We start from the raw sequence: 13,278 nt of genomic DNA on the forward strand, positions 1-13,278 counted from the left end.
ATCCAACCTACGGCTTGAGGATATCGGACGTCGGGTAGGTCGGATTAGCGGAACGCGTAATCCGACAAACACGCGCCGTAATTACACCAGCCTGCCCGCCGCAATCGTGATGGTGCGGCCGCAACGGGCCGCGATCGAACTGTCGTGCGTGACGAGCACCAGGGTTGAACCCCGTTCGCGGTTCAACTCGAACATCAGCTGGATCACGGCCTCGCCGGTGGCGGCGTCCAGGCTGCCCGTCGGTTCATCGGCAAACAGCAAAGGCGGTTCCGTCACAAACGCGCGCGCCAGCGCCACGCGCTGCTGCTCACCGCCGGACAGGTATTTCGGGTAGTGTTTCAGGCGGCTGCCCAGGTTCACTCTGCCCAGCATGGCTTGCGCCTTGTCCTTCGCTTGCGGGTCGCCCCGCAATTCCAGCGGCAGCATGACGTTTTCCAGCGCCGTCAGGTGCGCCAGCAGCTGGAAGGACTGGAACACGAAACCGAGCTTTTCCTTGCGAAAACCGGCGCGGCCGTCTTCATCGAGGGCGAAGATATCCGTGCCGTCGAGCATGACCCTGCCCTCGCTGGGCGTGTCCAGTCCGGCCAGCAAACCGAGCAAGGTCGACTTGCCGGAACCGGAGGCGCCGACGATGGCCAGCGTCTCCGCCGTTTGCACGGTAAAATCGACGCGATGCAGGATGGTCAGCTCACCATCGGCATCGGGTACGCGCTTGGCCAGCTGGACCACTTCGATGGCCGGCCGGGCATTTTGGCTGTTGGCTGCGGCAGGCCGCCGGGCTGCTGCTTCTGATGGGAGAAAACTGGTGGAAGTCGCTTTAGGGAATTCGGGCATGCTGATCTATCTTAAGAAATTACGTGAACAAACAAGTATCGAGGGCAGCAATCCATTACGGCGGCGCACCCTCGCCATGCTTCCTGCGGCAGCCCTGCTCTTGGTGTCAGGCATGACGAACGCCTATTCTGCACCAAAAACGCTGCTGGTGCTCGGCGATAGCCTGTCGGCCGAGTATGGGCTGGCACGCGGTACGGGCTGGGTGGCGCTGCTGGAACAGCGGCTGGCCGCGCAAAAGAACGACACGCGCATCGTCAACGCCAGCATCAGCGGCGAGACCACCAGCGGGGGCCGCGCGCGCCTGCCCGCCCTGCTGGCCAAACACCGGCCCGACGTCGTGCTGCTCGAACTGGGCGCCAACGACGGCTTGCGCGGCTTGCCCGTGGCGGCCGCCGAAGCGAACCTGCGCGCCATGGGCGAGGCGGCAAAAAAATCGGGCGCGCAGGTGGTGCTGGTGGGCATGCGCATGCCGCCCAATTATGGCCGCGCCTACGGCGAGCAGTTTTATGGCGTGTACGGCAAGCTGGCGAAGGAGTGGAAGGCGCCGCTGGTGCCCTTCATGTTCGAAGGCATCGCCGACCAGCCGCAGCTGTTCCAGGCCGACCGCATGCACCCGAATGCGCAAGCGCATCCGACCATCCTTAAAAATATCTGGCCGCGGCTGGCGCCTTTGCTGAACGCGAAGTAAAGCAGCACATTCCACAGACAAAAAAATAGCCGCTTGAGAGCGGCTATTTTTATGGGCTAAAACTGATTACGGCGCTTCCGGCGTTGCTGTGACTGGCGCTGTGACCGGCTTGACGATCTTCACCTTGGCCTTGGCTTTCAGGTACTCGACGTAATCGAACATTTCCTGTTGCGCCAGGATGCCGCTGATCTGATCTTTCTCTTGCTGGCGGCGCGCCGCATCGACTTGCACCGGCTGCTGCACCTTGGCGATGCGGTAGATGCCATAGCCCAGGGCTGGCAAGTCCACGCCCACATAGGCTGGCAGCTTGCTCGTGTCCGCTTTCATGACTTGCGCGATGGCGGCACGGTTGATGCCGTCGAGCTTGCTGCGCGACACCCATTGCGCGGCGCCGAAACCGGTGGCGTCGCCGGAGGCCTTCAAGGCGGCCAGCTTGGTCTCGCCCGCTTTCTTGGCAAGCTTTTCCGCTTCTTCCAGGGTCACGCGCTGACGGATCATCGCTTCGACTTCGGCCAGCGGACGCTTCGAGGCGGGCTTGAATTCCACCACGCGGCCGGCGATCATGGTATTCGGCGCAACGGTAACGGCTTCCGTGTTGCGCTTGTCCTTCAGCGAATCGTTCGAGAAGATTGCGGTGAGGAACTTGGCATTGTTGAACGGCGCCTTGCCCAGTGCCGGCGACGGCGTGCGCGACAGGTTGGCGACGGTTTCCACTTTCAGTTTCAGCTTGTCGGCCACCGGCTTCAGGCTGTCCGATTGCTCGTAGACCGTGTTGGTGAACGTTTCCGCCATTTCCGAGAATTTCTTGGCAGCGAATTGCTTGCGCAGGTCGGCCGTGATTTCGCCCCGTACTTCATCGAGCGCGCGCACGTGCTGCGGCTTGAGCGAGGTGACGGTCAGGATGTGGTAGCCGAAGTCCGAAGCGACGACATCGCTGATTTCGCCTTGCTTGAGTTTGCTGACAGCGCTCAGCAGCGGTGCCGGCAAGCCATCCTTGCCGATCACGCCCAGGTCGCCGCCCTGCTCGGCCGAGGCCGGGTCTTCCGACTTGGCTTTCGCCACAGCGGCGAAGCTGGCAGGCGCCTTGCGTACATCGGCCAGGATCGCTTCGGCCTTGGCCTTGGCGGCTGCCTTGTCGGCGGCCGAGGCATCTTTCTTGACGGCTACCAGGATGTGGCTGGCCTGGCGCGCTTCTGGCGTCGTGTAGGCTTTCTGGTTCTTCGCGTAGTAGGCGGTGACGTCGGCGTCGGTGACATCGACTTGTTCGCCCGCGGCGCTGTCGTCGAGCACAACGTATTCGACCTTCGCTTGTTCCGGGATTTCGAAGAACTTGCTGTTCTTGTCATAGAAGGCCTTGATCATGGCGTCCGTCACTTTGACTTCCGGCACGTACTGGGCGATCGGCAACAGCAGTTCCTGCACTTCACGCTCTTCCGAGGTGATGTCGGACAGGCGCTTGGCGACGGTTGTCGGCGCGAAGGCGGTGCCTTGCACGGCGCCGGCCAGTTGCTGCAGGGCCAGGTCGCTGCGGCGGCGCGCATCGTACATCTGCGGCGTCATGCCTTGGGCGGCCAGCATGGCCTTGTAGCGTTCCAGGTCGAATTTACCGTCCGGCAAGGTCAAGCCTGGGATGTCCAGCACTTCCTTTTGCAGCACGGCATCGCTGATGACCAGGCGGCTACGGCCCACTTCGGCGGCCACGGCGCGCTCGGCAATCAGGTTGTCGAGGATGCTCTTGCGAGCTTCCGGCGTGTCAAACATTTTCTGGTCGAACTGCTCGCCCATCATCTGGCGGTAGCGGTCGATCTGCTGGCGTTGCGCTTCTTCATATTGCTGCTGCGTAACGACCTGGTCGCCGACCTTGGCGATGGTGTTCGCGCCATCGCCGAAGCTTTGGTAGCCGCTGATACCGACCAGTGCAAAAGACGGGACGATGACCAGCATCAGAAGAAACTGCATCAAGCGTCGATGGGTACGAATAAATTCAAACATGGTCAGCCAATTCGGGATGAGTGGATCACTATAAAAAAAGGCGAACATGCGTTCGCCTTGATTTCTTCGGCGGAATGGACGGGACAGATGTCCACTTCCCCTTTAGATTCAACAACTTGGCGCTGGAACTAAAGCAGGATTCTGACGCCCAAGCCATTATCTCCTGATTCTACAATGCCCATAGCGCTATAGCAAGGGTAAATCAGGGCGCGCGCCCTGCCCTGGCGCCGCCTGGACGGCAAGGCGCCAGCCCAGGCATTAAACCGGGCGCAGCTTAAAGCGGATTTAAATCGAGGTGCGTTTTATTCAAAACGGCGGGACGGGATTTTAAAAGCAGGCGCGCCGAGATAATCTGGCGCTGGAAAAGAAAAACCCGCGCTACTTATTCAGCAGCGCGGGCTTCTATATTCTGGCGGAGCGGACGGGACTCGAACCCGCGACCCCCGACGTGACAGGCCGGTATTCTAACCAACTGAACTACCACTCCTTGAGAGCGTATTTTTTTGGCGGAGCGGACGGGACTCGAACCCGCGACCTCCGACGTGACAGGCCGGCATTCTAACCAACTGAACTACCACTCCGAAAAATACACAGTACTGCTTGCATTTGCATTCAAGGCTGCGATTCGCAGAACTTCAACCTTGAAATCGCGGCACCCGGAGGCGCCGCCAAATGTTTCCGGTGATTGTCACCTCACCGAAGTCCGTTAGTTTACAGCATCCTTCAAAGCTTTACCAGCTTTAAATTTCGGAACTTTTGCTGCTTCGATCGTGATCGCTTCTTTGGTACGCGGATTGCGGCCGGTACGTTCAGCGCGTTCGCTGACCGAGAAAGTGCCAAAACCAACCAGCGTTACGCTGTCGTTGTTTTTCAAAGTTTCCGTCACGCCGCCGATAACAGCGTCGAGTGCGCGCGCAGCGGCGGCTTTGGAAATGTCAGCTTTTTCAGCAATGTGGTCGATCAATTCAGTCTTGTTCACTAGCATCCCCAATTACAAAGGTATAAAACGTTTACCGTATCGTTGCGGCACTTTTGGCACCACAGCTGTCCGGCGAAAAAAATGTGCAGGCGTATTAAACAAGCCACACTGTATATGTGTCAAGCGCTTTGGGGGCGCAATTCACGTTTCAATATAAAACAAGCGCTCTAAAAGCGCTTGTTTGGGGAAAACAGGGGTAAAACGTTAGTGTTTTACTACCTCGCCGGCCGCGTCAGGCTTGGCCGCGGCGGCCGTGACAGCCTCCACCGCAGCGACGTCCGCCAACGCTTCAGGCATGCGTTCGAGGGCGATTTCCAGCACTTTGTCGATCCAGCGCACCGGTACGATCTCCAGCTTGTTCTTGACGTTGTCCGGAATGTCGGCCAGGTCTTTCACGTTTTGCTCGGGAATCAGGACCGTCTTGATGCCGCCGCGATGGGCCGCCAGCAGCTTTTCCTTCAGGCCGCCGATCGGCAACACTTCGCCCCGCAAGGTGATCTCGCCCGTCATCGCCACGTCGGCGCGCACGGGAATGCCCGTGAAGACCGACACCATCGCCACCGTCATGGCCGCGCCAGCCGAAGGACCGTCCTTCGGTGTCGCGCCTTCCGGCACGTGGATGTGGATGTCGCTCTTCTCGAACACGTCCGCCTTGATGCCCAGGCGCTGTGCCCGGCTGCGCACCACCGTGCGGGCCGCCTCGATCGACTCTTTCATGACGTCGCCCAGGGTACCCGTGCGGATGACGCCGCCCTTGCCCGGCATCGACACGGCTTCGATGGTCAGCAGATCGCCGCCCACTTCCGTCCATGCCAGACCGACCACCTGGCCCACCTGATTTTCTTTCTCTGCGACACCGAAATCATAGCGGCGCACGCCAAGGAATTTATCCAGGTTCTTCGAGTTGACGATGACTTTCTTGTCGGATTTCTTCAGCAGCAGCATCTTGACCACCTTGCGGCAGATCTTCGACACTTCACGCTCGAGCGAACGCACACCGGCTTCCCGCGTGTAGTAGCGGATGATGTCGCGCAAGGCCGACTCGGCCACCGAGATTTCCTCTTCCTTCAAGCCATTGTTCTTGATCTGCTTCGGCAGCAGATAACGCTGCGCGATGCTGGTCTTTTCATCTTCCGTGTAACCGGACAGACGGATCACTTCCATGCGGTCAAGCAAGGCTGGCGGAATGTTGTACGAGTTCGACGTGGCCACGAACATCACGTCGGAGAGGTCGAAATCGACTTCGATGTAATGGTCGGAGAACGTGTGGTTCTGTTCCGGGTCTAACACTTCCAGCAGGGCCGACGAAGGGTCGCCACGGAAATCGGCGCCCATCTTGTCGACTTCATCGAGCAGGAACAAAGGATTGCGCACGCCGACTTTCGACAGCGATTGCAAGATCTTGCCCGGCATCGAGCCGATGTAGGTGCGGCGGTGACCACGGATCTCGGCTTCGTCGCGCACGCCGCCCAGGGCCATGCGCACGAACTTGCGGTTCGTCGCGCGGGCGATGGACTGGCCCAGCGAGGTCTTGCCCACGCCCGGAGGACCGACGAAGCACAGGATAGGCGCTTTGAGCTTGTCGACGCGTTGTTGCACCGCGAGATACTCGAGGATGCGTTCCTTGACCTTGTCGAGGCCGTAGTGGTCGCCTTCGAGCACTTTTTCCGCATTCGACAGGTCGTTATTGACCTTGGATTTCTTTTTCCAAGGCAAGTTGACCAGGGTGTCGATGTAGTTGCGCACGACGGTGGCTTCGGCCGACATCGGCGACATCAGCTTGAGCTTCTTCAGTTCGTTGGTGGCCTTGTCGAGCGCTTCCTTCGGCATCTTGGCCGAAGCGACTTTTTTCTCCAGCTCGTCGAGGTCGGCACCATCTTCGCCCTCGCCCAGCTCTTTCTGGATTGCCTTGACCTGCTCGTTCAGGTAGTACTCGCGCTGCGACTTTTCCATCTGGCGCTTCACGCGGCCGCGGATACGCTTTTCCACCTGCAGGATGTCGAGCTCGCCTTCAAGCTGGCCCAGCAGGTGCTCGAGGCGCTTGGCCACGCTGAAAATTTCCAGGATGACTTGTTTTTGTTCGAGCTTCAGGGGCAGATGCGCGGCCACCGTGTCGGCCAGGCGGCCGGCATCGTCGATGCCCGACAAGGATGCCAGGATTTCCGGCGGGATTTTTTTGTTCAGTTTGACGTACTGGTCGAACTGCTGCACGATCGCGCGGCGCATGGCTTCGACTTCCGACTCGTCGCCCGGCTCGGATTCGAGCGGCGTCAGGTCGGCGATGAAGTGCGTCGGCGCATCGCTGATGTGGTTGATACGGGCACGCTGCGCGCCTTCGACCAGCACCTTGACGGTGCCATCGGGCAACTTCAGCATTTGCAGAATATTGGCAACGCAGCCAATTTCATAGATATCCGAAGGAGACGGCTCGTCCTTCGCGGCTGCTTTTTGAGCGGCAAGCATGATGCTCTTGCCCTGCTCCATCGCAGCTTCCAGCGCCTTGATCGACTTTGGACGGCCAACGAACAGCGGTATCACCATATGCGGGAAAACGACGACATCCCGCAACGGCAATAACGGCAGTTGAGTTTGCTCAGTTAATTTGGAAGTTGTCATGGCGTACCTTATAGAAAGCGTGTTTACGATGTTGGCGCTCGCTGCCAAAACACAAGACCGGCGAGAATAAATAATTCTGTGAAACAAACATTTTTCTGTCTATTTCGCAAAACACACCCGCATGACGGTAATAAATGCAGTTTTCACAGTAAAAAAGCCACGCGCAGCTAAGCGCCGCGAGTGGCTTTCCGATTGAAGCCTGCACTCATTGATTTAAATTGTACTGCCATGCATTAAGGAATCAAAACCCTTTTTATGCATTTGTCTCGGCAGTAATCAATTTTCTCCGGAGGCCTTGGCAGTCTCTTGATAAATCAACAAAGGTTTGGCGCCGCTGGTGATGGTATTTTCGTCGATGACGACCTTCACCACATTTTGTTCGCTCGGCAGTTCGTACATGACGTCCAGCAAAGCATGTTCCAGGATGGAACGCAGGCCACGGGCGCCGGTCTTGCGCGCCAGCGCTTTCTTGGCGATCGCATGCAGGGCGGCCGGACGAATCTCCAGTTCCGCGCCTTCCATCTCGAGCAGCTTCGAATACTGCTTGATCAGCGCATTCTTCGGCTCGATGAGGATCTGGATCAGCGCCTCTTCCGTCAATTCCGCCAGGGTGGCGATGACGGGCAGACGGCCGACCAGTTCCGGGATCAGGCCGAACTTGACCAGATCTTCCGGTTCCGCTTGCAACATCAGTTCGCTGGCCGAGCTTTGCGACTTGCTGCGCACCGTGGCCGAGAAGCCGATGCCGCTCTTCTCGGAACGGTTGGCGATCACTTTCGACAGACCGTCAAAGGCGCCGCCGCAGATGAACATGATGTTGGTCGTGTCGATCTGCACGAAATCCTGGTTCGGGTGCTTGCGGCCGCCTTGTGGCGGCACGGAAGCCATCGTGCCTTCGATGAGTTTGAGCAAGGCTTGCTGCACGCCCTCGCCCGATACGTCGCGCGTGATGGACGGATTGTCGGACTTGCGCGAAATCTTGTCGATTTCATCGATGTAGACGATGCCGCGCTGGGCTTTCTCGACGTCATAGTTGCAGCTTTGCAGCAGCTTCTGGATGATGTTTTCCACGTCCTCGCCCACGTAACCGGCTTCGGTCAGGGTGGTGGCATCGGCGATCACGAACGGCACGTTGAGCATGCGCGCCAGGGTCTGTGCCAGCAGGGTCTTGCCCGAGCCGGTAGGACCGACCAGCAAGATGTTGCTCTTGGCCAGTTCGATGTCGTCTTTCTTGCCCAGGTGCTTGAGGCGCTTGTAATGGTTGTACACCGCCACCGACAGGATACGCTTGGCAGTCTGCTGGCCGATCACATACTGATCGAGCAAGGCGGCAATTTCTTGCGGCGTCGGCAGGTCGGATTTGGTACCGGTCACCGTCTCGATGCTCGACGTTTCATCACGGATGATGTCGTTGCACAGGTCGATGCACTCGTCGCAAATGAACACGGACGGGCCGGCGATGAGTTTCTTCACCTCGTGCTGGCTTTTGCCGCAGAACGAGCAATACAGTAATTTTTCGCCGCTAGAGGATTTTTTGTCTGACATAAGGCATTTTGGTTGGAACTGCATTAACAATATTGCAAAATCGCAAGCCGGATGATGGTTGCTGCCGGTAAAGGCGGCTACCCATGGCGCAAGTCAACAACGTGCACAAGCTCCATGCTACCCGAAATAAAAGCGAAACGCCCGAACGTTTGATCGCCCGGGCGTTTACTTACGTACTTAGCAATACCGGTAGGGGCTCATCAAGCGCGGCTGGTCAACACTTTGTCGATCAAACCATACTCAACGGCCTCGTCGGCGGACATGAAACGGTCGCGGTCGGTGTCCTTGGCGATCTGTTCGATCGACTGGCCCGTGCGCTCGGCCATGATGCCGTTCAAGCGGGTGCGCAGGTAAAGGATTTCCTTCGCCTGGATCTCGATATCGGACGCCATGCCTTGCGAACCACCGGACGGCTGGTGAATCATGATGCGCGAGTTCGGCAGCGAGAAACGCTTGCCCTTGGCGCCAGCGGCCAGCAGGAAAGCGCCCATCGAGGCAGCCATGCCCGTGCACAGGGTCGAGACGTCCGGCTTGATGAACTGCATGGTGTCGTAGATGGCCATGCCGGCCGAGACCGAGCCACCTGGCGAGTTGATGTAGAGCGAGATTTCCTTTTCCGGATTTTCGCTTTCCAGGAACAGCAGCTGGGCGACGACCAGGTTGGCCATCTGGTCATTGACCGGGCCGACCATGAAAATCAAGCGTTCCTTCAGCAGGCGCGAGTAAATATCATACGAGCGCTCGCCGCGACCGCTTTGTTCCACCACCATCGGCACCAAGCCGAGCATCTCTGTGTCCAGCGCCGGATTACGGTTCATACCTGTCATTTCATTTCCTTGTGAAGCAGTTAGGGGATACCGCCCTTACCTTTCGGAAAGGGCAAGCATCCCAATACCAACTGGTTTACGCTTGTGCGTTGCTTCCCATCAGTTCGTCGAAAGCAACCGCTTTCGTCGTGACTTTCGACAGGCCCAACACGTAAGTGACGACGTTTTCTTCCAATACAAGGGCTTCGATCTCACCCAGGCGACGACGGTCGCTGTAGTAGTACTTCAGCACTTCGCGTGGATCTTCGTAGCTTTGGGCGAAATCTTCGATTTGCGCCTTGACTTGCTCAGGCGTTGCCTGCAGGTTGTTATCGCCGACCAGTTGCGACAGGATCAGGCCCAGGCGTACGCGACGCTCGGCTTTTTCCGCGAACAGTTCTGCTGGGAAAGGCACGTCCTTGACGTTCATGCCGCGCTGCGCCATGTCCTGGCGGGTCATTTCGGCCAGGCGCTCGGAATCCTGAGCGATCAGGGTTTTTGGCACTTCCAGCTCAGCAACCTTGATCAGCGCGTCCATGACGGCTTCCTTGTTGCGTGCTTTCACGCGGCCAGCGACTTCGCGTTGCAGGTTGACTTTGATGTCTTCGCGCATTTTGGCCAGGTCGCCGTCGGCAACACCCAGCGACTTGGCGAATTCGGCATCGACTTCCGGCAGGTGCGCCCATTCCAGCTTTTGCAAGGTGATGGTGAACGAGGCGGTTTTGCCGGCCACGTCCTTGCCGTGGTAGTCCTCAGGGAACGACAACGGGAAAGTCTTCGACTCGCCCACTTTCAGGCCCAGGGTCGCTGCTTCGAATTCCGGCAGCATGCGGCCTTCGCCCAGCACGAAAGCGTAGCCTTCAGCTTTGCCGCCTGGGAATTCAACGCCGTCGATCGAGCCGACGAAGTCGACGGTCACGCGGTCGCCGTTGGCAGCGATGGCCTCACCGCCGTCGCCGTGTTCGCCAGCTTCGCCCTTGGTGTGGAAGTGCACGCGCTGCTTGCGCAGGATGTCGATGGTCTTGTCGATTTCGGCTTCCGACACGTCGGCTTGCACGGTTTCGATTTCAACGGCCGTCAGGTCGCCGATAGCGACTTCCGGATACACTTCGAACGTGGCGTCGAAAGCCAGCTGGCCTTCGGCTGCTTCTTCTTTCGGCACGATGTTCGGGAAACCGGCCACGCGCAGATTGTTTTCGTTGGCGGCGTCGTTGAACGCGCGGCCGACTTTGTCATTCAGCACTTCGGATTCAATTTGGTAGCCGTATTGTGCTGCGACCATTTTCAACGGCACTTTGCCCGGACGGAAGCCCGGTGCCTTAGCCGTACGGGCTTGCACTTTCAGGCGCTTCTCAACTTCCGTGCGGACGTCCGTCAGCGGGAAGGAGATCGTGATACGACGTTCGAGTTTGCCCAAGGTTTCGACTGCAGTTGCCATGTAAAAAATCGTCCAAAAAATAAACACTGTTGGTGCGAGAAAAGAAGACCCGACCCCTTGCGCCATCACTGGCGGCAAGACATGGGTCCAGCTTCACTCGCTCGCATATTCATCTGTAAAAGCACTGAAAACAGGACGATGGACCTGGTCTACCCGGCGGAGGGAAAAACCCGCACCAGGCACCAAACAATCCGCCGCTTCCAGCACTGCGACAGGGCTCCGAGCGTCCAACCCTGCTTTTAAGTCTATGCAGGGCCGGCCATCATTCGGTAAAGCGTGGCATTATAACAAAGGACTTCGGGAAAGTGGCTGGCTTTGCAGCCCCGCCACAGAGGATACCGGCGGCGGCGAACGAATCGCTACAGCCTGGATGGCCCTGTCTTTACTCTTGCCCCGGCATTCATTATTTCGCCAGAGACAGGCTTTCCAGCCTGCTTCGTTCATTAGTATATGCGAACTGGCGTCCCGTCCGAAACAAAGAAATGCGCTCCTGACGAAGATTTCGGCCAAAAAACCTTTGATTTACCTCAATTTGGCCATTTTTCAGGCAAACCTAAGCCGCGCGCGCCCTCTCCAAGTGAATTTAAAGGAGAAAACATCATGAGCGATAGCACATCCAGCAACTCCGGCAATGCCAAAGCCAAGCTGCAAATGGTCCTCAGCCGCCTGCTCGACGGTGTCACGGACGACGACCTGCAAAAAATCCAGACGGAAGTCGATGAAATGGAGTTGCGCATGAAGGGAGACGGCCACCACGATCACGACCACCCCACCGTTGCCTGACCCGGTCCCGCCCGTGCAGCCCGTGCCAACCTCTCGCGCCACGCCACCGGATGCGGACGTGCTGACCGCCGTGGAAACGGCGCTGGCGACCCACCGTGCCTTTGGCGACAGCGGCTACATCCGCGACCAGCTGGCCATCGCCTACCGGCGGCGCCTGCACAAGCTGGGCGGCACCCTGCCCGAGGCAGAACGGCTGGCCAGTGCGCTTGATGCGGCGCCGCCCGCGCGCCAACGCCAGTTGCTGGGCGACACGGTGCTGCGCTGCGCCGTCCAGCACGCCATGCGCCAGCTGCACTTGGGCGACGAGTACGGCCTGCCCCTGCCCCACTGCGCGGCACTGTTCCAGGCGGCCAGCGAGCACTTGGACGCGGGCCTGCCCGGCGGCCCGCTGGTGGCCCATCTGCCGCCCATGGCGCGCTTGCACGAGGGGCGCACCATGGAAGAAGCGGACACCGAATGCGACACTTACATATGGCATGCCTGGCAGGAAGGCACGCCCTATGCGCGCGCCTTTCTTGCAGTGATGGAAGATAACTATGGCGCACCGCTGGCCACGCCCACGCCGCAGGAACGGGCTCTGCTGCGCCGCGGGCTGCGCCTGCTGGAAACCCTGCTGCCCCGCCTGACGGCCAGCGCGCTGTCTCACGTGCAATTGATCGCCCTGTTCCCCAAGCTGGGCACGTGGCGCGGCAAGGCCTCCAGCTCGCAATTTCGCGTCAATGGCAGCGTGTTCCTGAACCAGGAACTGATTGGCAACCCCTGGTGGCTGGCCGAGCACTTGCTGCACGAGTCGCTGCATCAGAAACTGTACGACTTTCGCCACGGCCACAGCCTGCTCGCGCCCGACTATGCGCGCGACGACGGCGCCAAGGTCTGTTCGCTGTGGAATGCCCCCGATAGCGAGGGCAATCACTATTGGGATGCCCACCGTACGCTGGCCGCCTTTCATGTGTATGTCCATCTGGCCTTGCTGTGTCTGCTGGCCGAGCGGCAGGAAGCGGCGCTGGCACCACAGTACGGCACCATCGGCCAGCACATGAGCGGCAGCCGGCGCGCCATCGACCGCGCCCGTTACCTGGGCGAACAATTGCACAGCACCACTTGGCCGGAACTGGGATTGGCCGGGCGCCAGATGACGCACTGGCTGCTGGACGTGCTCGACGCGCTCGACACGCAGCGGCGGCCCAGCGGCGCCACCCTGCACTTGCTGCTCGACCTGTACGAGCGCCAGAGCCGCAAGCTCGACACTTTCCTCGCGCGGCAGCCGCCACCGCGCAGCGACACGCTGGCCACCCAGGCGCAGCAAGAGGTGGCGATGACGCGCGAGGCGCTGTACCTGCTGGATAAGGAAGCACCGCAGTCAACCCATGCGCAGGAGTACAACTGGCCGCAGGCACGGCAACGCGTCTTGCAGGCACTTTGGCCGCTGACTGAAGATGATAAATTAATGGAAAGAAGCGGCTACCCGCAGGCGCAGGCACTGATTGCGCAGATGGTGCAACAGTCGAGCCGGCAACTGGCCGCACTGGGCGCTCTGGGCTGAGAAATACGAATTCAGGGAAAATCTTGATGGCGCTGCACGTCCGGGCTGGAACAA

10 protein-coding genes and 2 tRNA genes are annotated in these 13,278 nt (G+C 59.3%); 3 read left to right on the forward strand and 9 right to left on the reverse strand.

Annotated features, from left to right (window positions below):
- Positions 1-81 precede the first annotated feature (81 nt).
- Entirely contained in the window at positions 82-834 is a 753-nt protein-coding gene (locus CBW66_RS12610) for an ABC transporter ATP-binding protein (RefSeq protein ID WP_230492309.1), read from the reverse strand.
- A gap of 112 nt (positions 835-946) precedes the next feature.
- Here CBW66_RS12610 and CBW66_RS12615 point away from each other — a divergent pair, with 112 nt between their 5' ends.
- Positions 947-1,522: an arylesterase gene (locus CBW66_RS12615; RefSeq protein WP_230492310.1), complete on the forward strand. Its 576-nt coding sequence runs from the start codon at positions 947-949 to the stop codon at positions 1,520-1,522.
- A 66-nt stretch (positions 1,523-1,588) separates the two neighbouring features.
- On the opposite strand, the gene CBW66_RS12620 is transcribed toward CBW66_RS12615, so the two are convergent.
- From CBW66_RS12620 to tig, 8 genes are all read right to left on the reverse strand, one after another.
- Positions 1,589-3,514 (reverse strand): SurA N-terminal domain-containing protein, encoded by a 1,926-nt coding sequence (locus CBW66_RS12620; RefSeq protein WP_170932872.1) that lies wholly within the window; start codon positions 3,512-3,514, stop codon positions 1,589-1,591.
- 410 nt (positions 3,515-3,924) lie between these two features.
- Positions 3,925-4,001, reverse strand: a tRNA-Asp gene (locus CBW66_RS12625).
- A gap of 17 nt (positions 4,002-4,018) precedes the next feature.
- A tRNA-Asp gene (locus CBW66_RS12630) sits at positions 4,019-4,095 on the reverse strand.
- 125 nt (positions 4,096-4,220) lie between these two features.
- Positions 4,221-4,493 carry an HU family DNA-binding protein gene (locus CBW66_RS12635; protein WP_010398442.1) on the reverse strand — a complete coding sequence of 91 codons (273 nt, stop codon included), beginning with the start codon at positions 4,491-4,493 and terminating at the stop codon, positions 4,221-4,223.
- A 204-nt stretch (positions 4,494-4,697) separates the two neighbouring features.
- On the reverse strand, positions 4,698-7,109 hold the full coding sequence (gene lon / locus CBW66_RS12640; protein ID WP_086138046.1) for an endopeptidase La: 2,412 nt from the start codon (positions 7,107-7,109) through the stop codon (positions 4,698-4,700).
- 276 nt (positions 7,110-7,385) lie between these two features.
- On the reverse strand, positions 7,386-8,654 hold the full coding sequence (clpX, locus tag CBW66_RS12645; RefSeq protein WP_086138047.1) for an ATP-dependent Clp protease ATP-binding subunit ClpX: 1,269 nt from the start codon (positions 8,652-8,654) through the stop codon (positions 7,386-7,388).
- Positions 8,655-8,854: 200 nt separating this feature from the next.
- Positions 8,855-9,481 (reverse strand): ATP-dependent Clp endopeptidase proteolytic subunit ClpP, encoded by a 627-nt coding sequence (gene clpP / locus CBW66_RS12650; RefSeq protein ID WP_034751013.1) that lies wholly within the window; start codon positions 9,479-9,481, stop codon positions 8,855-8,857.
- 76 nt (positions 9,482-9,557) lie between these two features.
- Positions 9,558-10,898: a trigger factor gene (gene tig / locus CBW66_RS12655; protein ID WP_046685568.1), complete on the reverse strand. Its 1,341-nt coding sequence runs from the start codon at positions 10,896-10,898 to the stop codon at positions 9,558-9,560.
- 600 nt (positions 10,899-11,498) lie between these two features.
- Between tig and CBW66_RS12660 the strand changes: the two genes are divergently transcribed.
- Positions 11,499-11,681 carry a hypothetical protein gene (locus CBW66_RS12660; protein WP_086138048.1) on the forward strand — a complete coding sequence of 61 codons (183 nt, stop codon included), beginning with the start codon at positions 11,499-11,501 and terminating at the stop codon, positions 11,679-11,681.
- A gap of 22 nt (positions 11,682-11,703) precedes the next feature.
- Entirely contained in the window at positions 11,704-13,224 is a 1,521-nt protein-coding gene (locus CBW66_RS12665; RefSeq protein WP_139841637.1) for a hypothetical protein, read from the forward strand.
- Positions 13,225-13,278 lie beyond the last annotated feature (54 nt).

It is taken from the genome of Janthinobacterium sp. GW456P (assembly GCF_002127655.1).
Taxonomy (GTDB): domain Bacteria; phylum Pseudomonadota; class Gammaproteobacteria; order Burkholderiales; family Burkholderiaceae_D; genus Janthinobacterium.

What these genes read in the sequence shown, in the direction of transcription:
- clpX (WP_086138047.1), bottom strand. Translation starts at nt 8,654, where the DNA reads ATGTCAGACAAAAAATCCTCTAGCGGCGAAAAATTACTGTATTGCTCG.
- clpP (WP_034751013.1), bottom strand. Translation starts at nt 9,481, where the DNA reads ATGACAGGTATGAACCGTAATCCGGCGCTGGACACAGAGATGCTCGGC.
- lon (WP_086138046.1), bottom strand. Translation starts at nt 7,109, where the DNA reads ATGACAACTTCCAAATTAACTGAGCAAACTCAACTGCCGTTATTGCCG.
- CBW66_RS12660 (WP_086138048.1), top strand. Translation starts at nt 11,499, where the DNA reads ATGAGCGATAGCACATCCAGCAACTCCGGCAATGCCAAAGCCAAGCTG.
- CBW66_RS12610 (WP_230492309.1), bottom strand. Translation starts at nt 834, where the DNA reads ATGCCCGAATTCCCTAAAGCGACTTCCACCAGTTTTCTCCCATCAGAA.
- CBW66_RS12615 (WP_230492310.1), top strand. Translation starts at nt 947, where the DNA reads ATGACGAACGCCTATTCTGCACCAAAAACGCTGCTGGTGCTCGGCGAT.
- tig (WP_046685568.1), bottom strand. Translation starts at nt 10,898, where the DNA reads ATGGCAACTGCAGTCGAAACCTTGGGCAAACTCGAACGTCGTATCACG.
- CBW66_RS12620 (WP_170932872.1), bottom strand. Translation starts at nt 3,514, where the DNA reads ATGTTTGAATTTATTCGTACCCATCGACGCTTGATGCAGTTTCTTCTG.